The 22,143-nt window shown below is 73.4% G+C and carries 15 protein-coding genes and 1 tRNA gene; 8 read left to right on the forward strand and 8 right to left on the reverse strand.

The genetic code is table 11. The features are described from left to right. Nucleotides 1-105 precede the first annotated feature (105 nt). The 3 genes from ACFY6S_RS18135 to ACFY6S_RS18145 all read right to left on the reverse strand — a co-directional run bounded on the left by ACFY6S_RS18135 (nt 106) and on the right by ACFY6S_RS18145 (nt 5,338). Nucleotides 106-1,596 carry a beta-ketoacyl-[acyl-carrier-protein] synthase family protein gene (locus ACFY6S_RS18135; RefSeq protein ID WP_388817736.1) on the reverse strand — a complete coding sequence of 497 codons (1,491 nt, stop codon included), beginning with the start codon at nt 1,594-1,596 and terminating at the stop codon, nt 106-108. 124 nt (nt 1,597-1,720) lie between these two features. Then, a complete protein-coding gene (locus ACFY6S_RS18140) occupies nt 1,721-2,995 on the reverse strand; it encodes a beta-ketoacyl-ACP synthase 3 (RefSeq protein ID WP_388817739.1) in 1,275 nt (424 codons plus the stop codon). 66 nt (nt 2,996-3,061) lie between these two features. After that, nucleotides 3,062-5,338: a family 2 encapsulin nanocompartment cargo protein terpene cyclase gene (locus ACFY6S_RS18145; RefSeq protein ID WP_388817742.1), complete on the reverse strand. Its 2,277-nt coding sequence runs from the start codon at nt 5,336-5,338 to the stop codon at nt 3,062-3,064. 169 nt (nt 5,339-5,507) lie between these two features. On the opposite strand from ACFY6S_RS18145, the gene ACFY6S_RS18150 reads away from it, so the two are divergent. From ACFY6S_RS18150 to ACFY6S_RS18165, 4 genes are all read left to right on the forward strand, one after another. Beyond that, on the forward strand, nt 5,508-6,119 hold the full coding sequence (locus tag ACFY6S_RS18150) for an HhH-GPD-type base excision DNA repair protein (protein ID WP_388817745.1): 612 nt from the start codon (nt 5,508-5,510) through the stop codon (nt 6,117-6,119). A 251-nt stretch (nt 6,120-6,370) separates the two neighbouring features. Next, nucleotides 6,371-8,008, forward strand: coding sequence for a M28 family metallopeptidase (locus ACFY6S_RS18155; protein WP_388817747.1), 1,638 nt, complete (start codon nt 6,371-6,373; stop codon nt 8,006-8,008). A gap of 253 nt (nt 8,009-8,261) precedes the next feature. Beyond that, nucleotides 8,262-8,564, forward strand: coding sequence for a type II toxin-antitoxin system VapB family antitoxin (locus tag ACFY6S_RS18160; protein ID WP_023540426.1), 303 nt, complete (start codon nt 8,262-8,264; stop codon nt 8,562-8,564). A 218-nt stretch (nt 8,565-8,782) separates the two neighbouring features. Continuing rightward, nucleotides 8,783-9,448, forward strand: coding sequence for a LytR C-terminal domain-containing protein (locus ACFY6S_RS18165; protein ID WP_388817750.1), 666 nt, complete (start codon nt 8,783-8,785; stop codon nt 9,446-9,448). A 93-nt stretch (nt 9,449-9,541) separates the two neighbouring features. Here ACFY6S_RS18165 and upp read toward each other — a convergent pair whose 3' ends face one another. Beyond that, entirely contained in the window at nt 9,542-10,177 is a 636-nt protein-coding gene (upp, locus tag ACFY6S_RS18170) for a uracil phosphoribosyltransferase (protein ID WP_388817753.1), read from the reverse strand. Between the two features lie 124 nt (nt 10,178-10,301). Here upp and ACFY6S_RS18175 point away from each other — a divergent pair, with 124 nt between their 5' ends. From ACFY6S_RS18175 to ACFY6S_RS18190, 4 genes are all read left to right on the forward strand, one after another. Then, nucleotides 10,302-10,721 (forward strand): hypothetical protein, encoded by a 420-nt coding sequence (locus ACFY6S_RS18175; protein ID WP_388818094.1) that lies wholly within the window; start codon nt 10,302-10,304, stop codon nt 10,719-10,721. Between the two features lie 225 nt (nt 10,722-10,946). Next, nucleotides 10,947-11,498 (forward strand): hypothetical protein, encoded by a 552-nt coding sequence (locus tag ACFY6S_RS18180; RefSeq protein WP_388817755.1) that lies wholly within the window; start codon nt 10,947-10,949, stop codon nt 11,496-11,498. A gap of 165 nt (nt 11,499-11,663) precedes the next feature. Next, a complete protein-coding gene (gene tadA, locus ACFY6S_RS18185) occupies nt 11,664-12,092 on the forward strand; it encodes a tRNA adenosine(34) deaminase TadA (protein ID WP_388817758.1) in 429 nt (142 codons plus the stop codon). A gap of 125 nt (nt 12,093-12,217) precedes the next feature. Continuing rightward, nucleotides 12,218-12,302: transfer RNA gene (locus tag ACFY6S_RS18190), tRNA-Ser, on the forward strand. Nucleotides 12,303-13,477: 1,175 nt separating this feature from the next. Here ACFY6S_RS18190 and ACFY6S_RS18195 read toward each other — a convergent pair. The 4 genes from ACFY6S_RS18195 to ACFY6S_RS18210 all read right to left on the reverse strand — a co-directional run bounded on the left by ACFY6S_RS18195 (nt 13,478) and on the right by ACFY6S_RS18210 (nt 22,121). After that, entirely contained in the window at nt 13,478-14,977 is a 1,500-nt protein-coding gene (locus tag ACFY6S_RS18195) for a ricin-type beta-trefoil lectin domain protein (RefSeq protein WP_388818085.1), read from the reverse strand. A gap of 161 nt (nt 14,978-15,138) precedes the next feature. Continuing rightward, nucleotides 15,139-19,665, reverse strand: a complete 4,527-nt coding sequence (locus ACFY6S_RS18200) for a hypothetical protein (RefSeq protein ID WP_388817761.1) — start codon at nt 19,663-19,665, stop codon at nt 15,139-15,141. After that, nucleotides 19,662-20,759 carry a type VII secretion system-associated protein gene (locus ACFY6S_RS18205; RefSeq protein WP_388817764.1) on the reverse strand — a complete coding sequence of 366 codons (1,098 nt, stop codon included), beginning with the start codon at nt 20,757-20,759 and terminating at the stop codon, nt 19,662-19,664. Before ACFY6S_RS18205 ends, ACFY6S_RS18200 begins: the two co-directional genes overlap by 4 nt. Nucleotides 20,760-21,275: 516 nt before the next feature. Further along, the gene (locus ACFY6S_RS18210) at nt 21,276-22,121 is read right to left on the reverse strand and encodes a type VII secretion system-associated protein (RefSeq protein WP_388817767.1); all 846 of its coding nucleotides are present in this window, start codon (nt 22,119-22,121) and stop codon (nt 21,276-21,278) included. Between the last annotated feature and the right edge of the window lie 22 nt (nt 22,122-22,143).

The following is a 22,143-nucleotide window of genomic DNA, read 5'->3' on the forward strand; positions in this document are numbered from 1 at the left end:
GCCCCCCACACGCCCCCAGGCCCCCCAGCGCCTTCGCCCCGCTCGGACCGCCGCCGCCACGCCCGAGCGGACGAAACCCGGTCACGCCCTCGGCCACTCCCCCGGTCACGCCCTCCTGAACGCCAGCGCGACATTGTGTCCACCGAAGCCGAACGAGTGGCTGACCGCCGTCTCCACCGGCTGCGGCCGCGCCGCCTTCGTCACACAGTCCATGTCGAACTCGACCGGGGGCGCGTCCAGGTTGGCGATCGGCGGAATGACCCCCTGCTCCAGCGTCAGCACCGTCGCCACCGCCTCGATCGCCCCGGCCGCCGCGAGCGTATGCCCCAGCACCCCCTTCGGCGCCGTGACCGGCGGGCGGTGCGGGAAGATCCGCTCGATCAGCCGGGCCTCCATGGCGTCGTTGAGCGGCGTGGAGGTGCCGTGCGCGTTGACGTGCTCGACATCGCACGGGGTCCAGCCCGCCTGGCGCAGCGCCGTCTCCACCGCCGCCTGCGCCACCCGTCCGTGCGGCTCGGGCGCCGTCGGGTGGTACGCGTCCGTGCTGGCGCCGGCGCCGGTCAGCAGCGCGCGCGGTACCCGGCCCCGGGAGCGCGCGTCCGTCTCCCGCTCCAGCACGACCATCGCGGCGCCCTCCCCGATGACGAACCCGTCCCGGTCCGCCGCGAACGGCCGCGACGCCTCCGCCGGGTCGCCGCCACGGGTCGACAGCGCGCCCATCCGCGCGAACGCCGTCACCACCAGCGGCGTCAGCACCGACTCGGCGCCGCCCGCCACCACGACGTCGCACTGTCCGCTGATCAGCAGATCCCGCGCCAGGGAGATCGCGGTGGCCCCCGAAGCGCAGGCCGTCGCAGGGGAGAGGCTCGGTCCCTGGGCCCGCAGCGCGATCGCGACCTCGCCGGCCGCCGCGTTCGGGATCATCATCGGCACCAGCAGCGGCGAGACGACCTCCGGGCCCTGGTCCCGCAGCCGCAGCACATTGTCGGAGAGTACGGAGACCCCGCCGACCCCCACCCCGAGCACCACGCCCACCCGGCCCGACTCCCAGGTCACCGGGTCGAGTCCGGCGTCGGCCACCGCCTGCCGCGCGGCGATCAGCGCCAGCTTCACGAAACGCGCCATCCGCCACACCGAACGCCCGCCCACGGCGGCGTCGATGTCGATCCCCGGCCGGGGCGGCACATCCTCGCCCGAGCCGCAGGCCGTACCCGGTCCGACACCCGGTCCCGCACCCGTGGCCGGGCCCGGCCCCGTACCGCCGGCCGGGCCCGGCCCCGTGTCCGAGGCCGAACCCCGGTCCGTACCGCCGTTCGTACACCGTCGCGTACCCGTACCCGGCCCCGTATCTGTACGCGTACCCGGCCCCGTACCCGAGGCGGAACCCGAACCCGATCCCGTACCGTCGGCCGACCCCCCGCCCGCGCCCCCGTGCGCGCCCCGGTCCGGTGCCGGGCCGTCGACCGAGCAGGCGAAGTCGACCGGCATACCCGCCAGTTCCGGTTGCCGCCTGGCCACCGAGCGCCCGGCGCACAGCCCCGCCCAGAACGTCCGCTCGTCGGCCCCGGCGGGCGTGACCACCCCGAGGCCGGTCACCGCGACCTCCACCGCTCCACCGCGGCACCCGCGCTGACCGCGCCCCCGTTCAGCCGTCCGCGTCATGAATCCTCATCCCTTCCGTTCCCATCCGTCGAGTCCACCCGAGCCCCCGGGGCCGCCCTCACGCCTCCGGCCACGTCTCCGGCCAGCGCAGCGCCGCCGTACCCCAGGTCAGGCCGCCGCCGAAGGCGGTCAGCAGCATCCGGTCGCCCGCGCGGAACCGCTCGCGCGCCGCTCCGTCCGCCAGCGCCAGCGGGAGAGAGGCCGCGCCCGTGTTGCCCACGCGGTCGAGATGGATGACGCAGCGCTCCTCGCCGATCCCCAGCCGGTCGGCGACGGAGCGCAGAATCCGGCCGTTGGCCTGGTGCGGGACGAAGTGATCGACTTGGTCGGCGTGCCAGCCGACCGTGCGCAGCAGGGAGCGGCATGAACCGGTCATTCGCTCAACGGCGTGCTGATAAACGGTCTGGCCGCTCATCCGGAAGTACTGGTCGCCCTCGGCCGCCGGTCCCGGCAGCGACCGCGCCCGCGATCCGCCGCCCTCCACGGTCACCAGGCCGTAGCCCGTACCGTCGCTGCCCAGGTCGAAGGCGAGCAGCTCGCCCGGATCGCCGGGGCCGCCCGCGCCGATGAGCGCGGCCCCCGCGCCGTCGCCGAACACCACGCCGGTGGAGCGGTCCCCCGGGTCCAGCCAGGTCGAGTACGCGTCGGCGCCGACCAGCAGCACCCGGTCGTACAGCCCGGAGACGATCAGGCCCTGGCAGACCGCCAGGCCGTAGACGAACCCGCTGCACACCGCGCCGATGTCGAAAGCGGGCACCTGCCCGAGGCCCAGGCGCGCGGCCAGCGCGGGCGCCGTGGCGGGGCAGGGGTGATCGGGCGTGGCCGTGGCCAGCACGACGGCGTCGACCACCGAACGCGTGCCGGCGCGCGCGGCCGGCTCCGTGCGGCGGTCCCGGCCGGGTCCGCCCAGGACCGTGGGGACCCCGCCGGGCGCGCCGCCCCCGCCCCCCGCGTCGAGGCCGGCGCGCCCGTCGGCTCCACCGCCCCCGCCGTTAGCACCACCGGCTCCAGCTGCCCCGGTCCGCCCGGCCCCGGCCGCCCCGCCGCGGGCCGCAGCGCCGCCTCCGGCCGTACGGCTGTCGTCCGCCGGTCCGATCAGCCGGCGCGCCGCCTCGTACGCCAGATCCCCCGTCGACACCCCGGCGCCCGCCCGGTGCCGGCTCCCGATGCCGGTGCGGGAGCGCACCCACGCGTCGTCCACCCCCCAGCCGGTGGGCAGCGCGTCGTTGCGCACCGGCTCTCCCGGCACCCAGCCCGCGACCGCCTTCAGGACGGCCGACCGGGCGGGCGGTACCGCCCCCGCCCGCCCGTACAGCGCCTCTCCGCTCTCCAACCCACGGCCCCCCGTCCGGTGAACATCACATCGACCGGATGCCAAACGCCGTGACCCGTCCGCGGGTTACGACGCCATATGAGGTACCGCCCGCTCCTGAGTACGGGTCGGCCGCCACCCGGGCAGTCGCGGCCGGGCCGCCGAGGTGCCGAGGCCGGTGGGGACCGGCGGCAGCCAGCGGGTGATCCCGGCGCGGTCCTCCAGCAGCTCGGCCTCCTTGTAACGCTTGCAGCCGTGGTGCCAGTTGAGGATGCCGGAGAGCCAGTTCTCCAGCTCCCCCACATAGCCGTCCAGCGCCGCGCGCGCGTCCGGGTCGAGGTCGAAGTCGTCGTACAGCACGGGCAGTTCATTGGCGGCGACATGCTGGAACTGGCGCATGCGCGACTTCATCAGGTCGTCGATGATCCGCAGGGCCGTCGGATAGTCGCAGTCGAAGAAGTTCTGCACGACGAGCAGCCCGTTGTGCACCTCGCCCTCGAACTCGATCTCCTTCTGGTACGAGAAGACGTCGTTGAGCAGACAGGCGTAGTCCTGCGCCGCGTTCTCCAGGGACCGCATCGGGCCGGCCCGGTAGATCTCGGGCGGCACCTGCCGGCCGTGGCTCAGCCGGGACAGACTCATCGTCATGTCGGAGCCGAAGGTCCGGCGGCGCATCTCGATGTAGTCGACCGGATCGGGGATACGATTCTGCGCCTGGTTGGCCAGCTCCCACAGCCAGCTGGCCGTCATGTCCTCGACGGACTTGCGGAATGTACGCCGGCCTTCCGGGTCCATCGGGCCCGCCGTACGTGCCCACAGGTCGGCCAGCCCGCGCTCCAGCCCGGTGGCCGGCGGGGGCGTCGCGGTGACGTCGTCCAGCGGCATGAACAGCGCGAGCCGCTCGTTGCACGCCGTCGCGCCCGCCAGGTCCCGGGCGTTTCCGTACACGACCGGGAAGTAGTCGTCCCCGTAGGTCCCCCAGGCCAGCCAGTCGGAGGTCAGGTCGAGCCCCTCGGCGGTGGCGTCCGGATGGATGCCGGCGGAGCAGAGCGGCAGATCGATCCGGCGCAGCCGCTCCTCGTCCCAGACGTCGGAGCCGGGCAGGCCCGGCTGGGCCTCCAGGATGCCCATGCGGTGGGCCCACTCGGCGACGTGTTCCCGCGAGTGGTCCAGATGGGGGCTGAGCTTCAGCGCGAACGGCATCTCGAAGTCGGGCAGCCGGGAGGGGCCGACCCGCTGGAACGGGATGTGGCTGTGGCTGCGCGCCCGCGCGGGCGCGCCCACGCCGATGGACCGCACCAGGTCGGAGGCCGAGGTGCCGAGCCCGACGGGCGTCATGGAGAACAGCGCGCCGCCTCCGCCCGGCCCGTCCCCGGCGCCGTTCATGTAGCGGCTGGAACGCATGTGCCACTCGTGGCCGCCGGACTGCCAGTCCTGGAGCCCCTTCACATAGGCGAGGGTGTCGGCGGCGCCCTGCGGGTCGGTGCCCTTCTCCGCGAAGAGGGGGCCCAGCTCGGTGAGGGCGGTGTTCTCGAACTGGTGGATACGGGAGGTGAGCAGGTCGTTGACGGCGTCGGCCGCCTGCTGGGTCGTACAGCCGAGGAAGGTCTCCAGGACGAGCACGCCGTTGCTCAGCTCGCCCTCCTCCTCGATCTCCCGCTGGTACGAGAACAGGTCGTTGCGCAGGTGGACGGCGTCCGAGAACGTCTCCTTCAGCACCCGCAGCGGCCTGGAGTCCGCGAGGGAAGCCGGGACCTCCGCGCCCGCCGCGTACTCGATGAGCCCGGCCGACCACGGCGCACCGCCGACCTTGCGGCGCATCTCGATGTACTCGACGGGGTTGGACACGCGCTCGGCGTTGATGTTGGCCAGTTCCCAGTCGGACTCGTTGAGCAGATTCTCCGTGGACTCCGCGAACCGCTTGCGCCAGCCCAGGGACATGCTCGGGACCGTACGCGCCCACAGGTCGGCGAGTCCGGCCTCGACCGGGTTGGTCGGCTCGGGGAAGCCGGCGGACAGGTCCATCGGCATGAAGGCGGCGAGCCGTTCGAGATACGCCTTGCCGCCCTCCCGGTCCTGCGGCTTCTTGTAGACCTCCAGGAAGTGGTCGTCGAAGAAGAACACCCACACGTACCAGTCGGTGACCAGCGACAGCGCGGGACCGTCGCAGTCGGGGTGGGTGTAGGCGCAGAGCAGCGCGTAGTCGTGGGCGTCGAGGTCGGACTCCTCCCAGACCCCCGATCCCTCCAGCATCCCCATGTCCCTGGCCCACCGCTTGGAGTGCTCCCTGGCCTCCTCCAGGTGTGGGTTGAGCCGAGCCGGATAGGCCAGGTAGAAATCCGGCAGTTCAAAGGGCTGTGTCACGGGCGAGCGGCCTTTCCCGAAGGTCCCGGGGTCGTTCCGGGAAGACGTCCTTTGGACTGCGCCCTACCCTTCCCCGACATCCCCCATCCGGACCACATAAAAGTCATATGAAAGGACAGATTGCGCGTGGCTTCGCGCCCGACGGCCGGGACCGGGTGATCATCGTGCGATGAGCGCCACCATCCATCTCGCCCAACAGCCCGAGGCCGACGCCCTGCTCGGCCGCAGTCCGCTGGCCGCACTCGTCGGCATGCTGCTGGATCAGCAGGTCCCGATGGAGTGGGCCTTCAGCGGGCCCTGGACGCTGGCCGAACGCATGGGCCGCGACGACCTGGACGCCCACGAGATCGCCGGCCACGACCCGGACGCGTTCGCGGAGCTGTTCACCCGCAAGCCCGCCGTACACCGCTACCCGGGCTCCATGGCCAAGCGCGTGCAACAGCTCTGCCAGTACCTGGTCGAGCACTACGACGGCGACCCCACCGCCATCTGGCGCGACGCGGCCACCGGCGCCGAGGTGCGCGACCGGCTGGGTGAGCTGCCCGGCTTCGGCCGGCAGAAGTCGCAGATCTTCCTGGCGTTGCTCGGCAAGCAGTTCGGGGTACGCCCGGAGGGCTGGCGCAAGGCGGCGGGCGCGTACGGGGACGAGGGGGCGTACCGCTCGGCGGCCGACATCACCGGACCCGAATCGCTGGCCAGGGTGCGGGCGTTCAAGCAGGAGACGAAGCGCGCGGCGAAGGCCGCGCGGGCGGAGAAGGCGGCGCGGGCGGAGAAGGACTGAGCGCCCGAACCCCGGGAGCCCCGAAGCCCCCGAGGCCCCGAGGCCCCCGAGGCCCCGAGATCCCCGAGGCCCCGAGATCCCCGAGGCCCTCGAACGCTCGTACCGAGGCACGACGGAGGACGAACGAGAGCCGACCGAGACCCGACCGAGACCCGACCGGGGCGCGCGCCCCGCCGAACACCCCTGTGCGGCGCGCCGGTAGCCGGCTTTCCGGAACTCCGCTCACATTCGTTCGCATCGAGAGGACCCTTGTGATCGCACCATCCCGCAGGATCGCGGCAGTTGCCGCCGCGACCGCGCTCGCCGCTCCCCTGCTGCTCTCCGCCACCGCCCCGGCCGCCGCCACCGCCCCGACCCTCACCCCCTCACCGGCCACCGCACGCTCGCACGACCCGGCACAGGAGGCGGCCGGGGACGCGGCCAAGGACGCGGCGAGGGACGCTGCGAGGCTCGCGAGGGAGCTGGTCCGCGACTCGTCCGCCGAGAGCGCCCACCGGCACCTCCGCCAGTTCCAGGCCATCGCCGAGGCGAGCGACGGCAACCGCGCCGCGGGCACACCGGGCCACGAGCGGAGCGCCTCGTACGTCCACGACCTCCTCGAAAAGGCCGGTTACCGGGTCTCGTACCGGACCTTCGACTTCACCCACATCGAGACGCTCGCCGAGAAGCTCGCGGTGACCTCCCCGACACCGCGCGACATCGCGATCTCCGCGATGTCGTACACCACGTCCACCCCGGAGGGCGGTGTCACGGCCGATATCGCCGCCGTCCCGGTGGACGCGACCACGGGGTGCGAGGCGGCCGACTACGCCTCCGGTGAGTACACCGGCCGGATCGCGCTCATCCTGCGCGGCGGCTGCGCCTTCGCCGAGAAACAGCGGGAGGCGGGCGCGGCGGGCGCGGTCGGCGCGCTCATCTACAACAACGTCCCCGGCCCGCTCGGCGGCACCCTCGGCGACCCCGCCGCCGGTGTCGTACCGACCGGCGCCCTGAGCCAGGAGGACGGCCGGGCGCTCGTCGCCGAGGCCGCGAAGGGACCGGTCACGGTCGGCTTCGAGATCCGCCAGTCACAGGAGCGGCGCCCGACGCGCAATGTGGTCGCGGAGACGAGGGGCGGCAGGTCCGACCGTACGGTCATGCTCGGCGCCCACCTCGACTCGGTCGGCGAGGGCCCCGGCATCAACGACAACGGCTCGGGCTCGGCCGGACTGCTCGAAGTCGCCCTCAAGCTCGCCAGGACGCACGAGCGGCCCGCGAACAAGGTGCGCTTCGCCTGGTGGTCGGCGGAGGAGCTGGGCCTGCTCGGCTCCGAGAACTACGTCAACGGGCTGACGGACGAGCAGCGTTCCGATATCGCGCTCTACCTGAACTTCGACATGATCGCCAGCCCCAACCCCGCCCAGCTCGTCTACGACGGCGACGGTTCGGACAGCGAGGGCGCGCGGCCGGGCCCGGCGGGCTCCGCCCAACTGGAGCACCACATCAACGACTTCCTCGACGGCAGGGGAATCCCGCACGAGGGTGCCGCCTTCGACGGCCGTTCCGACTACGGCCCGTTCATCGCGGTCGGCATCCCGGCGGGCGGCACCTTCACCGGAGCCGAGGGCGTCAAGACCGAGGCCCAGGCCCAGCGGTACGGCGGCGAGCCGGGGGTGGCGTACGACCGGTGCTACCACGCGGCCTGTGACGACCTCTCCAACATCAGCATGGCGGCGTTCGACGTCAACATCGACGTCATCGCTCACGCCGTGGGCACCTACGCCCACGATCTCCACGCGCTGAAGCTCCCGGCCACCCGGACGGCGCCGCGGTCACCCGTGGGACCGGCCGTACCGGCGGGCCCTGCGGTCACCGCCGCGCCCGCCGAGGGCCACACGCCGGTGGCGTAGGAGCGCCCACGCCCGACGCCCAGGCCCCCGCGCCCACGCCCCCGCCCGCGCCCCGGCCCCGCCCCCGCTCGCTGTACCCGGCACCGGCACCGGCACCGCGCCCCCTCACCGCGAGCCGGGCGGCCGTGGTGACGGAACCGGTCGCCTCATCCGCACCCTTTATCCCGTAATGCACCTTCTACCCGCCGGTACTCTGCGGCACTCTCCGGCTCCACTGCTGCGCCCGTAGCCGCTCGCCCGGTAGGCTTTCCGTGTGATCTTCAAGCGCATCGGTAACGGGCGGCCGTATCCCGACCACGGCCGGGAATCCACCCGGCAGTGGGCGGATGTCGCGCCCCGCCCGGTCCGCCTCGATCAATTGGTGACGACGAAGGGTCAGCTGGACCTGGAGACACTGCTCGCCGAGGACTCCACCTTCTACGGCGACCTGTTCGCACACGTCGTGAAGTGGCAGGGCGACCTCTACCTGGAGGACGGCCTGCACCGCGCCGTCCGCGCCGCGCTCCAGCAGCGTCAGGTGCTGCACGCGCGCGTGCTGGAACTGGATCTGGGCTGATGGGCTGCCGGGCTGCCGACTGGCCGGCTGAACCCGGCCGGACAGACCCCGGACCGAGCGATCCCGGACCTGCGGCCTCGGGGCCATAGGGCCGGTCGTCGGCCCGCGCAACCGGGCGACGCGAACCGCTACGCCTTTCGGGCCCAATACGGTCAAGGACCACCCGACCGGTTGATCATTTAGTAGGAATCATCACCGGGGCGCACTACGCTCGGGCCATGAGCATGCTGACTCCCCCCGGCATGGGCGGAAAATACCGCGTCACGGGTTCCAAGTACCCGAGGATGCGCCGCCCCCGCAATCGCCGCAGGATCGTGCTCGCGGCTGCCACCGCCGTCGCCGCGCTCGGCCTGGCGGGCTGGGGAACGACGCAGCTCATCGACGTCTTCTCGGGCGACGGCGGAAAGAGCACGACGGCCACGAACCGCGAGCCCGGCTGCGAGCCGTCGTCCGCCTCGCCCTCCCCGGCGACCCCCGTGAAGGCGCTGCCCAGGCCCGGCCAGATCACCGTCAACGTCTACAACGCGACGACACGCAGCGGCCTGGCCAAGTCCACCGCCGACGAGCTGGAGAAACGCGGCTTCGTCATCGGCAAGGTGGGCAACGCGCCGGAGACCTACGACAAGAAGGTCCCCGGCTCCGGAATCCTGCTGGGCGCCCCGACCGCCTCGGACAGCTCGCTGACCGTCCTCGGCACCCAGCTGAAGGGGGCCACGCCGAAGACCGACACCCGTAAGTCCAAGGATGTCGATCTGATCATCGGTACGGCCTTCAAGGCGCTGAACGTGCAGAAGGAGGCCGATCAGGCGCTGGCCATCCTCAGCGCGCCCGCGAAGCCGTCGCCGGCGTGCGGGGACACCCGGCACCGGACGGCCCAGCGCTGACCGACCGGGCGCCGCTCGGTCCCGTACGCGGACGAACGCCGACAGCGCGCCGACCGGGGCGGCCCGGCGCCGGGCCGCCCGTCCCGCGTCGGCCTATTCGGCCGTTCCGTACATACGGTCGCCCGCGTCACCCAGCCCCGGAACGATGTAGCCGCTCTCGTTGAGCCGCTCGTCCACCGCCGCCGTGACGACGGTCACCGGGGTGCCCGCCAGCTCACGCTCCATCACCTCGACGCCCTCGGGCGCAGCGAGCAGCACGACGGCGGTCACATCGTCCGCGCCGCGCTTGATCAGCTCGCGGATCGCCGCGACCAGCGTGCCACCGGTCGCCAGCATGGGATCGACGACGTACACCTGACGCCCCGAGAGGTCCTCGGGCATCCGGGTCGCGTACGTGGACGCCTGGAGGGTCTCCTCGTTACGGATCATCCCCAGGAAGCCCACCTCGGCGGTGGGCAGCAGCCGCACCATGCCGTCCAGCATGCCCAGGCCGGCCCGGAGGATCGGGACCACCAGCGGGCGCGGGTGGGAGAGCTTCACCCCCGTCGTGCCCTGCACGGGGGTCTGGATGTCGACCTGTTCGGTCCGTACGTCCCGGGTGGCCTCGTACGCGAGCAGGGTGACCAGCTCGTCGGCGAGGCGCCGGAAGGTCGGAGAGTCGGTGCGCCGATCGCGCAGCGTGGTGAGTTTGTGCGCCACCAGCGGGTGGTCGACGACATGAATCCGCATGGCGTCCACAGTAACCGGGGGCCAAGGCTGCACGCGCTGCCACCAGCTGTTCATGCGGTGGCCGGCATCAGGAGCGGATGGCGGGGAAGGCGGAGGGGGAGTCTCCTGAGATGGTGAGGCGCCGATGAAGAACGTGGACGAGCAGAGGCGGGACCGAGGACGGGACCAAGGCCGAGGCCAGGGCCTGGACCGGGGCCGAGGTCAGGAGCCGGGCCGAGGTCAGGAGCGGGTACGGCCCCAGGAGCCGGGCCCCGGAGCGGAACCGGAGACCGGAGCCACCCCCGCGAGCGGGACGACGTACGCGAGCGGTCATAAGACGTGCGAGAGCGGGACGACGTACGAGAGCGACGCGGCCCCCGGGTGCGAGGTGGCGGCGTGCGAGAGCGAGGCGACCCGCGAGAGCGAGGCGGCGCGCCGGCGGCGGCGCGCGCAGTTCCTGCGGGAGCTGCACGAGGCTCGGGAGCTGCGCGAGCGGGTCAAGCCGCGCCGCGCCCGGGCCGCGCGGATGCGCCAGCAGATGCGGATGCGTACCTTCCGCTGGTGAGCGGCCCACCGGTAACCGGGGCCTCGTACCCCTCTCGCCACGAGGGCCGAACAGGGGCCTAATAAAATGCCCCGACGACGCAACGGCGGAAGACCTCTCGCGAAGCGCTCGTTTCTGCCACGATGCCGATTGGGCGGGGCGGAGCACCGTCCCGTACCCGCGGAATCGTCACATCACATCTCTACATCTCTGAATCGTCACACCTCGACCAGTGGGAGAGTCACGGTGTACTTCGCCGCACTGCTCGCGCGCACCGAAGACGGATGGGAAGCGAGCGATACAGATCTCGACGACGTGGAGACCTTGTCGGACCTGACCGACCTGGCCCGCGAAGCCTCGGTGGACGAGGAAACGGTTCTCGTCTTCATCGAGCAGGAGGACTCCTGGTTCGGCATCCTCCGCGTGGAGGGTGAGGAGGACCCCCGGATCTACGTCTCCGACGCGGCCTCGGCCGCCCGCTCCTCGTACGGGGAGATCCTCATTGACGAACTGCTCGGCGGGGACGACGACGACCCCGCCGACGACCTGGACGCCCTGGACCTCGACGGTACGGAGGACGGCGAACCGGACGAACGGGGCGACACCTACGACGACGACAGCGACGACGACGCCAGCGTGACGGACGGCGAGGCGGCGCCCGCGGGACCGGTCGGGGACCGTGGCATCCTCGCCGATCTCGGACTCTCCGAGGCAGACCTGCTGGCTCTGGAGTCCGACGCGATGGCCGAGATCGCGGAGGCCCTGGGCGCCTCCGAGGTGCTGGAGACCGTCCGTTAGGGTCGTGCGTCCGGATCGGGCAGGGCCTGTCCGCCGAGGCGCCGCGCCTCGCGGCGGGCGCTCCCTGATCCGGCCGGATCCGAACGAGAGGCCCCAGTGACGCCCCGGCCCGACCCCGCGCCCGAACCCGCGCCCGACCCGGTACGTGAACCATGGCGGGCGTCCATGCGCCTTGCCCTGGACCAGGCCGCGAAGGCGGGCGGAACAGGTGACGTACCGGTCGGCGCCGTCGTGCTGTCCCCGGACGGAACGGTCCTCGCCTCGGCCCACAACGAACGCGAGGCCACCGGCGACCCCACCGCCCACGCCGAGGTCCTCGCCATCCGCCGCGCTGCCGAGAAGCTCGGCGAGTGGCGCCTCACGGGCTGCACCCTGGTGGTCACCCTGGAACCGTGCACGATGTGCGCCGGCGCCCTCGTCCAGTCCCGCGTGGACCGCGTGGTCTTCGGCGCCCTGGACGAGAAGGCCGGCGCGGCCGGCTCCCTCTGGGACGTCATGCGCGACCGCCGCCTCAACCACCGCCCCGAAGTGATCCACGGAGTGCTCGCCGACGAGTGCTCCGCCCTGCTGACGACCTTCTTCCGCACCCGCTGACGCACCACCCCACTCCCCTTCCACCCCGCTTCTGCCCCGCTTCCACCCCACCACCGCCCCGCCCGCGCGACGGCCGTCGCCAACCGATTTCAAACCACGGCCCACCTTGGGCTAAGCTCTCTCTCGGTAGCGTGTCCGAGCGGCCGAAGGAGCTCGCCTCGAAAGCGAGTGTGGGGAAACTCACCGAGGGTTCAAATCCCTCCGCTACCGCTCTCACACCCTCCTGATCTGCGGAAACGCAGTCAGGGGGGTGTTTTGCGTGCGGCCCGTGCCGCACGGCTGTGCGGCTGTGCGGCACGGGAAGGCGCCAGGAGCACAACTGGCTCCCTCGGGACGGCACGTCGTGCCTTCCCACGGAGGGATCTGCCCCTTCGCTCCCTCCGACCCACCGCGAGCATCCCCACAGCCCGGCCACGTAGCCGGCGATCCCGTCCGCCACCACGACGAGCGCCCGCAGATCCAGCCGCACTGTCCGCATGGCCCCATCCCGGCCTCAGCCCAGCCAGGTAACCAAAGCCAACTCCCGGCAATTCAGTAAGGTGATGGGACGACTTGCATGCCAGCGCTGACAACGTGTGAGGGGGAACCAGATTGTTCCTTCCGGCCGCCTGTCGGCAGAGCCCCGACCAACGTCTCTTCCCGATCCCACTGAATGAAATCAAGGCTGACCGCAGATAAAAGCCCAGGTCAGCGAGTGTCGGCCCTGCGCCCGCGGGGATGTTCCTGTGACCGGTGGCGCGATGGCCTGCCGCAGCGGGTCGGCCCCGCGCCTGCGGGGGTGTTCCCCGCGGGGGCGTACTGGCCCCAATCGACGCCGCGTCGGCCCCGCGCCTGCGGGGGTGTTCCGACCATGATGGACGTCTACGCCTGGTCGCAGAAGTCGGCCCCGCGCTCGCGGGGGTGTTCCGCCTTCTTCGGGTTCTACCCGCTGCGCGAACGGGTCGGCCCCGCGCTCGCGGGGGTGTTCCCACGAGGGCCAGTGGGTCGGCCGCCTCCGCCGGGTCGGCCCCGCGCTCGCGGGGGTGTTCCCTGAATTCTCTGGGTGATGACGCGGGTGCCGCCGTCGGCCCCGCGCTCGCGGGGGTGTTCCCTGTCCCTCGCCGGCGTCATGGGCCTGTGGGTGGTCGGCCCCGCGCTTGCGGGGGTGTTCCTCGGTCGGTCGCTCGGTGCCCGGCGGGCCGACGGTCGGCCTCGCGCCCGCGGGGGTGCGAGAAAGTGGACGAAGAGAGGACCCCGACATCTCGCCGTGGCGCCAAGTCGCCCCACGACGTGATGCCGCTCAGCCGCCCGCCGCCGTGTGGGCTGCGGGCGGGGCTGGAGTCAGAACGTCCCCGCCTCCAGGTGCGTGCACCTGGAGGCGGGGACGTCGGGGTGCCGGCTTGTCGTTAGACGATCCAGCGGTCGCCGAAGCCGCACTCGGCTATTTCGAGTCGGGCGTCGTTGCCCGCGTTGTCGCCGCCCGTCGGGCGCAGGCAGAGGTCGTTGCTGACCGCGTTACGGATCCAGTTCGTTCCGTCTCCGCGCGGGTCGAGCCACCAGAGCTGGTTGTCGCCCACCGCGTTGCAGTGGAACTCGCTGACCTTCGAGCCCGCCGGCCGCGCGTTGTAGTAGCCCACGTCCAGGCAGAAGCCGTCCTTGCTGTTGCGGATCAGGAAGAGGGGGGCGTTCTGGGGGCCGCCGTCCTTGTCCACGATGTCCAGGTTCCACAGCTGGTTGTCGGCGGTCGTGTTGTTGCACGGGTACTGGTTGACGGGCTCGGTGGGCTTGCCCTTGCCGTAGCCGCCGATGTCCACGCACTGGCCGGTGGCCGCGTTCTTGATCACGGTGTTCTGCACGCCGGAACGGCCGTTGGCCCACTGGCGGAGTTTCTCGGCCGCGGTCAGCTCCTTGACCTTGACCTTCTTTTCCTTCTTGGGCTTGTCGGGTTCGGTCGTCTCGGACGCGCTGGGCGACGGCGCGAGCGTCTGCTGCTGGACCTGCGGGACGACCGGCTTCTCCTTCTCCTTCTCCTTCACCTCTTTGCTCGGCTTGACGGAAGGAGTCGGGGACTCGCTCGTGTAGGTGTCCGGAACGGCGGAGCGCTCGGTGTCCAGGACCGTGCCGGCCGCGTTCTGCGTCCGGGTCCGCTCGGGCTCGCGGTCGTCCTGCCCGGCCACGAGGAACGGGACCGCGATCAGTATCGCTCCGACGATCGCCGCCGCCGCCAGCATCGGCTTCTTGGGGCGGCTGCCGGGCGGTTCGTCGCCCGCGTGGGTGTTCGCGCCCGCGCCACCGCTGCCCGCCGCTGCCAACGCCACGGCCGCGTCCGGCGCCGCGCCGGCGGTGCTGACGGTCGCCAGCACGGCGGTCGGGGCCGAGGGGGACGCGGAGGAGGCGGGAGAAGCGACGGACGCGGCGGACGCGGACGAAGCGACGACGGCGGAGGTGGCCGGGGAGTTCGGTGTGGAGGAGGCGGACGGGGCCGATGCGGCCTTGTCCTTGGCCGCCGCCTCAGCCGCCGCCTTGGTCGCCGCCCTGTCGGCCGCCTTCGTTCCTACCGCCGGTGCGGAGGCTGACGCCTTCGGGGCGCCGATGGCGGTGCTCGTGCCTCTCGCGGCGGCGGTGGTCTCGTCGGCGCTCGTGCGCTCCGTGGCCTTCTTCGGAGCGTCCTTGCTGTCCGGCGTCTTGCTGTCCGGAGTCTTGTTCTCCGGGTCCTTCTTCTCCGGGCCCTTGTTCTCCGGCCCGTCGCTGTCCGGCCCCTTGCTCGCCGGACTCACCGGGCCGGCGGCCGCGTCCCTGGTGGCGGCGGTGGACGACGTGTTCGTACGGCCGGGCCGTCCGCCGCCCGGCGTCAGAGCGCCGCCGGGGGCCAGCGCGCCGCCCGGGTCCGCGGCCGCTCCCCGCATCGTCACGGCACGACGGACCGACACCGGCGAGGTCCCGGGCTTCCCGGACTTCCCGGATGCGCCAGCGCCGGCGGATGTGCCGGACCGTGGCGGTATGTCATTGGAAGGATCATGCTCACGTGCCATGCAATTTCCTTACTCATCTATGGGTGGGTGTCGTGTCACGGCCCGGCGCCCACGGCACCGACGCAGCGCTCCGGCCAGTGGCCGGTGCTCGCAGGTGCCGCCGAGCGCCCGCGCACGGCATCGTCCAGCCGGGCGAGTACGGCTCGATCCGCTTCGGGATCGGGCGCGTTCGCCGTGGCGGGACCGGTCAGTTCACGCAGGAAAATCTGTACGGACGGACCCTCGCGGCGGACGTCCAGCACCCGGAAGAGGGTTCCCGGGGCGAACACCACCTCCTCGGGCCCACGGCTGTGGTCGGTCAGCTGCCGTACGCGACGGCCTGCCACCGACCAGATGACGTAGCTCCCGCCCGGCAGCCCGGCCGGGGCGCTGGGGTCGAGCCGCACGGTGCTCAGCAGGGCCGCGTCGCGCAGCAGGGTCCCGGGACGGGGCAGGGCGCCGGAGCCGTCGGCGGCGGGGTCGCTGCCCATGCCGCGCAGTACGGCGCCCCGGTGGGACGGCAGCCTGTTCAACGCCGAGGCCACACAGGCGGCGTACGGCAGCAGGCCGGGCTCGTACTCACGCAGGGCGCGGCTCACCGCGCCATGGCTCAACGGCCCCTCGGGAGTGTGCAGATACATCCGCAGCGCGATCAGATCGGCGCGGGCCGCCTCCTGTTCCTTGCCGCGCAGCGCGGGCACCCGGGCGAGAGACCTCGCGACGGCCGCGCCGTGCCGGTCCCAGTCCCGGTCCGCGAGCGCGCGGAAAGCGGTCCGGTCCGCTTCGCTACTGCGGTGTCCGGGGTCCAACGGGACGGGGGGCAGGGGGGTTTCGGGCACCTCGGGCATCTCGGGCACCTCGGGCTCCCCGGAGGGCTCGTGGGCCGTCGGGGCGCCGGAGTTCATCGACGTGTCCGGGGCCTGGGCCGTACCGTCCGGTTCCGGCAGCGGCTCGGCCGTAACGTCCCGGGATGCCAGGGCGCCCAGGGAGCTGGGGGGTGTGGCGGGCGCCGGATCGGCCGGTGTTCCGGATTCCACGCGCATCGCCTTCGCCGGGGGTACGTCGTCGAGCCGGCCGGGCGCCTCGCTCCCACGCGGCCGGGGGTCGCTCGCCGGCCCTTCTGACCGGGCACGCTCGGCCGAGGGGTCCGAGCCGTGTGCCGGTGCCGGGCTCCCCTCCTTCGTCGCGGGATCGGGTGCGACGCGACCGGCGACGCGAGGATCGGGCGCCCCGGCGAGGTCGGCCTGGTCTCCGCCTCCGTCACGGGCGTCACGCGCGTCGCGTACGTTCTCTCCCGGCCCGTCCGAAGGGGACGGCCCGAACAGCGCAGATGTGGCTGCCGGTACGGGCCGATCGTCCTGCTCGGTCTCCGCCGCGTCCGGTACGGCGCTCGGGGCGTGGGGCGGCGCGCCGTTCGGCCCCGGCTCGTCGGCCGACGCAGCTCCGGCACTCTCCTCGGACGGCTCGATCGTCTCGGACGCCTCGGCCCGCACGGTGCCACCGACAGCAGCCGAGTCGTCTGCCGTCACGGGGCCATCGCTGTGGACAGGTCCATCGGATCGCTCCGAACCACCTGACCGGAATGGGTTGTTGGTACCCATACGGACGCCAGCCGCGTCGGGATCGTCAGGCTCGTGGGGGCCACCGGTCGTCACATCGAAGCCACCGGTCCGTGCGGGAGCACCGGCATGACCTGCATGACCTGCGTGACCGGGGTCGGCGGACCGTGCCGGGGCATCGGACCCGGCCGGGTCCGACTCGTCCCCGAGCCCGCGCCCATGTCCGTCCCGAGCCTCGGCTTCCTTGCCCGGTACGGGCCGCTCGGCCTGCGCGGCATCCCCCGCGTCGTCACGTCCCGGTGTCCCGGTGCGCTCGGCGGGCTCACGCTGCTCTGCCGGGGCCGGGGCCGGGGCCGGGGTGGCGGGGCCGGCCGTAGTGCCGTACGCCGGGTCCCCGGCCGCTCCCGTCCTTCTGGCGCGTCCCAGCGACCCGATCGGGACGGAGTCTTCCGACCAGTCGAATCCCCCGGTCCGCACGCCGGTCCCCTGGGTCGTCCCGGAGGTTCCGGGCGCCGTGGATGTCGCGGGCTTCTCAACTGCCGCCGGTCCTGCGGGCCCTCCGGCCGCGCCGTGGCCGGTCGGCCGTCCGGGTGCCCCGGAGACGGCCCCTGTTCCGGCGCTCGCCACCGCCCCCGCCGCCATGGCTTCCCTCAACTGCCGGGCGCGTTCGGCCCGTCCATCCGTTCCGACCCGGCTCGTCGCCGCCCCTGCGGCCACGGCCTCCCTCAACTGCCTGGCCCGTTCGGCCCGCGCGGCCCGCCCGGCGTCCTCCGCCGGACGGACGGCGCCCGATCCGGCGGTTCGCCCCGGCTGCCCCGGTCCCAACGGCACGCCTGACTGCGCCGGTTGCCCCGGCCGCACCTGCTGCCCCGGCCGCCCCGGCTGTCCCGGCTGTCCCTGCTGTCCCTGCCGCAATGGCTGCGGTGGCTGCGCCCGCCGCTCCGGGTGTTCCGGGCGCGAAGCCTGTTCCGCGCGCGAAGCTTGTTCCGGACGCGAAGCCTGTTCCGGACGCGAAGCCTGTTCCGAGCGCGGCGGCCCCGGCTGGGTCCGCTGGACCGGCAGCCCCGGCTGCGACGACTGTGTCTGTGGTCCCTGACCCGGCCCGGGGCCCGTACCCGGTGCGGGGCTCGCGCCCGGCCCGGGGCCCGGCCGTCCCGCCGGCGCGGCGGCACCGGCCGGACCCGCGTCCGCCGCCGTTGCCCGCCCCGGCCCCCGTACGGGCGCCGCCGCCGGCCGCATACCCCCGGCCGACGCAGGCGCAGGAGCCGACGCAGGAGCAGGCGCGGGCGCAGGCGCAGGCGGCGACGCCGACGCGGCCGTCGGCATCGGTGTCGGCGCCGGCCCGCCGGGCCGGCCCGTCGTCGGCAAGGGTGACGGCGACACAGGTGTCCGCGCCTGCGCAGACGGCCCCGCGCCCGCCGTACCCGCCGCGCCCGCGCCCGCCGTACCCGCCGTACCCGCCGTACCCGCCGCGCCCGTGCCCGCCGTTCCCGCCCCCGTCGCCTGTCCCGGCCGGGCCTGAGCCTGAGCCTGAGCCGTCGGCCTGGCGCGCGCCGGGGCCGGGGCCGGGGCGGCGTAGCGCAGGGTGCGCAAGCCGTGCTGGGCGGCCAGTCGGCGCAGTTCACGGCCGCCGTCCCGGGACACGCCGTGCACGTGCAGCGTCGCGCGCTCGCGCAGGGGCGGTATCAGTGCGGTGAGCAGACCCGACAGGGCCGGCCACAGCGACGCGTCCATGAGTTCGCCCGGCAGGCCCAGTTCGATCACCGGGCCGCCCGCGTCCACCTGACGTGACGTGGGGGACAGCCGGGGGCCGCCCTGCGGGCCGACCCACAGGCCCGCCCGGGTGACGGTGACCTGCCAGCGGTCGGTCAGGCCGACCACGCCCTCCTCCGGACGCACGGGCCCCGGCAGCGGCGGGGTCCAGCGCAGCAGCCGGGGCGGCCTGGCACGGCCTGCCTCATCCGGCGGCCGGCACATGACGGCGTCGACGAACGGCATCCAATTCGGCGTACCGTCCGGTGCGGCCAGGACCGACCGTACGGAGTACGTGCCCAGCGGGCCGCCCGCCGCGATGAGCGGCAGCCCGGTCATCACCTCCACTTCGGCGTCCAGCCGGTCGGACACCGACTGGGCCAGCCGCAGCACGTCACGCCGCCCGCCAGGCGCGAGCCGTACGCCGGCCCTGACGTCCTCCGGCAGGGCGGTGAGCACCTCGGCGACCTCCTCGGCCGAGACGTCCTCGCCGTAGGGCACACCGATCACCACGGCTGGGCGCCGGGGGTCGACCGGCACGGCGTGGTAGAGGTCGCCCGGCTGGGTCGGAGCGGCCTCGGCGGGCCGTACCAGCAGTCCGGCCGGGATCTGTTCCACCACGCTCCCGCCGGTCGTACCCGACGGCACACCGCGCAGCGCGGGCTGCCAGGACGGCTCCGGGCTGCGCGGACCGAGCGGTTCCGGCTTCTCGCCCGGTGCGAACCGCCACCAGCCGCCCGCCGCCGCTCCCCCGGTGCCGGCGGACGCGAGGGGGACGAAGAGCGAACCGCCCGGTACGACGAGAGGCGGCCCGTCCGGGGCCTTCACCTCGAATCCCCAGGCGTCGGCGATCCTGCGGGCGGTGGCGGGCCGGTCCTTCATGTCGTGCCCGGCACCGGCCATGACCAGCCGTACGGTGTCGGTGCCCGAGTCGCGCAGTGTGTCCAGCAGTTCACTCAGCCTCGGCCAGAAGGCGGCGGCCTCCGTCCCCTCGGCGCCCGCGATGACGGTCACCGTCCCGTCGTCCGTGCGCATGCTGCGCGCCAGATCGGCGACGTCGGCGGGGGTGAGCGTGTCGTCCGAGGGGGTCCGGAGCAGCAGGAGCCCGTCGAAGTCCTCCACCAGGAGGCCCTCCGGCGCGTCCGGCGTCCCCGCGTCGGCCCGTCCTCCACGGGCACGGGGCGACGGCACACCGTCGTCCCGCGAGCGCTCCACGCGGGCCGTGGAGCGGTCGTCCCGGCGCCGTGCGAACGGACCACCCCAGCGCGTCACGCCCGCGTCCCCCCGCCGACCGGGGCCTCGGACACCTCGGCCGCCTCGGACACCTCGGCCGCTTCGGCGGCGTCCGTGGCGTCGGGTATGCCGGGCCCGTCGGGTATGCGGGAGGCGTCGGGTATGCGGGAGGCGTCGGCGCGGTCGGTCGTCCCGGCCCCCTCGGTGCCGTCCGTCGCTTCGGTCGTTGCCATGTCCGCGCCCCGGGGAGCTGCCGCCGGGGCTCCCACCCGTACCGCGTGAATGCGCGGCGCCCGCGCCTCGCCCGACTCGTCCACGCTCACCGGCCGGCCCTCGCCGCGCTCCTGGGCGGCGATCTCCTCGGCCAGCGCCTCGGTCTCCATGATCATCCCCGCCGGTCCTGTCGGGTTGACGTAGAGGGAGTGGCCCTCGGGCAGCCCCTCGACCACGTCGGCCACCGGGACCACCCGGGCCGCGAACGTCCCGACGACGCGGTAGTAGGCGGGGGCGGTGAAGACGGGAATCACGGGCTCGCCGTCCGCCGACCGCACGGCCAGCGGTTCGCCGTCCGGGCCGAGGAGGACCGCCGCCTTCGCCGCGGCCAGCGTACGGAGGACCTCGCCGGGAGGGCCGTAGCCCGTCACGGCGCGCTGGATGGCGGACTCGACCGGGTCGGTGGCCCTGGGCCAGCCGCGCGCCTCCGGGGAGGGGCGGTACTCCGCGTTGTCCTCCCACGCCACGATCGTGCCCGTGGAGTCCGTACGCCAGCGGCCGGGAACCGCCCAGTCCGGCGGCGCGCCCTTACCCGACCAGGCGGGATCGGGCACGCTCAGCCACTGGTCGGGCAGGCCACGGGCCGCCTCGATCACTTCCGGAGGCGGTTCGGGCAACGGCTCGGCCGGGCCTGCCGCTTCGTCGTCCACGGCCACCGGCCCGGCGGCGGAGGCGTCGGTGTCAGAGGCATCGGAGGCGATGGATTCCGAGGCGGCGGCCGATTCGGCGACGGCGGCGGATTCGGTGGCGACGGAACGTTCGTACGCCGGGATCGCCCCGGCGCCCTCGTCGGCGGGAAAGGGCTCGGGTTCGGGCGGAGGGGGCATCTCGGAGAGGGGCGTGTCGCCGTACTCAGTCAACGGCCGGCACTCCAGAAACAGAAGACACTGTCCGTCCTTTCGAACTCACCCTCATCAGTTAACAGTCTGCTGGCGCAGACCTCTAAGTCGGGGTTCCCTTCCGTGACATGCCGGGAGGCGAAACGTGAACGTCCCGTGACATGAAGTGCCATGACAGGACCGGACCGTGGTCCGGCCCCGGGGACGACGTTGTTCCCGGCCAAGTCCAGCGTCTCTCCGGCGCCCGGTTCCACGCCGGACGAGACGCCGTTGTCCCGAGGAAGACGCCGTGCGCCGCCTCGGCGTTCCACCACGCGGCGGTGAGCGGAATCGCCGACCGCGCGGCGGGACCGGCGCCCACTGCGGACAGGGGGTGCCACCTGCGCATACGCCCGAGAATACCGTTCAAAGGTCAACCGTACCCGCCCAGCTCCGAGTTCGTCGGCGGCGCGGGCTCGCCATCGTACGGTCCGCCCCGGCTCCGAAGGTGTCCTCGGGGCCACGGACGTATCCCCGTCAGCTCTCCTCAGCTCCCCGTCAGCTCTCCTCAGCCGCTCCGGGACCGGGCCGCTCCGGCCTTCCGGCCGATCCGGAGTCCGGCAGATCCGTGCCGCCGCCGGGCGGTTCCTCGGCGGGTACGGGACCGGGCGGCCACTCGTCGGCGGCCCCCTCCGCCTCGTACCACTCCAGTTCGGCCTTGCCGGCCCGCAGCGCGCTCGCCGTGACGAGCTGCCCCACCGGGGCGGACGAGCTGAGGAACAGCACCTCTTTCCCCTCCGGCAACCGGTCCAGGAGATCGGGTACGAACATCACCTCGTGCGGGGGCAGTTTGTCCTCCTCCAGCTCCGGTGCCGCCGAGAAGACGGGTACGGCGTCCGTACCGTCCTCCGCCACGGTCACCGCCAGGCCGCCGTTCTCATCGACGCACACGGCCACCTCGGCGTCGGCGAGCATCAGGGCGAACAGCTCCTCCGAGGCGTATCCGGTGGCGACCAGCTGTACGGCGGCGTCCACGGGGCTGACCGGCGGGGCCCAGCCGTGCGCGTCGGGTGAGGGCCGGTACGCGGTGTTCTCCTCCCACTCGACGATCTCCCCGTCCTTGTCGCTGCGCCAGCGTCCGAGGCTCGCCCAGAGGGGCGCGGGCTCGCCCTCGTCGCCGTTCCAGTGCCGGTCGATCACGGACAGCCAGTGGTCGGGGGCCGCCTTGGCCGCCCTGACGTAGTCCTCGGGCGGCTCCCGGAAGCCCGGCTGCCCCTTCAGCACGGCGGAGGGGCCGCCCTGGGTCGCGGCAGGGCCCGGTCCCTCGCCCGCGGGCCCGCTCGCGGTACCCGCCTCGGCGGTGTTCTCGGGCTCGTCGTCCGGGGTACCGGATGAGCTGGTCATGGGCGGCAACTCCATCGTGGTG

Source organism: Streptomyces sp. NPDC012835 (assembly GCF_042900885.1).
Taxonomy (GTDB): domain Bacteria; phylum Actinomycetota; class Actinomycetes; order Streptomycetales; family Streptomycetaceae; genus Streptomyces.

What these genes read in the sequence shown, in the direction of transcription:
- ACFY6S_RS18150 (WP_388817745.1), top strand. Translation starts at nt 5,508, where the DNA reads ATGAGCGCCACCATCCATCTCGCCCAACAGCCCGAGGCCGACGCCCTG.
- tadA (WP_388817758.1), top strand. Translation starts at nt 11,664, where the DNA reads ATGCGCCTTGCCCTGGACCAGGCCGCGAAGGCGGGCGGAACAGGTGAC.
- ACFY6S_RS18210 (WP_388817767.1), bottom strand. Translation starts at nt 22,121, where the DNA reads ATGACCAGCTCATCCGGTACCCCGGACGACGAGCCCGAGAACACCGCC.
- ACFY6S_RS18195 (WP_388818085.1), bottom strand. Translation starts at nt 14,977, where the DNA reads ATGCGGGGAGCGGCCGCGGACCCGGGCGGCGCGCTGGCCCCCGGCGGC.
- upp (WP_388817753.1), bottom strand. Translation starts at nt 10,177, where the DNA reads ATGCGGATTCATGTCGTCGACCACCCGCTGGTGGCGCACAAACTCACC.
- ACFY6S_RS18175 (WP_388818094.1), top strand. Translation starts at nt 10,302, where the DNA reads ATGAAGAACGTGGACGAGCAGAGGCGGGACCGAGGACGGGACCAAGGC.
- ACFY6S_RS18165 (WP_388817750.1), top strand. Translation starts at nt 8,783, where the DNA reads ATGAGCATGCTGACTCCCCCCGGCATGGGCGGAAAATACCGCGTCACG.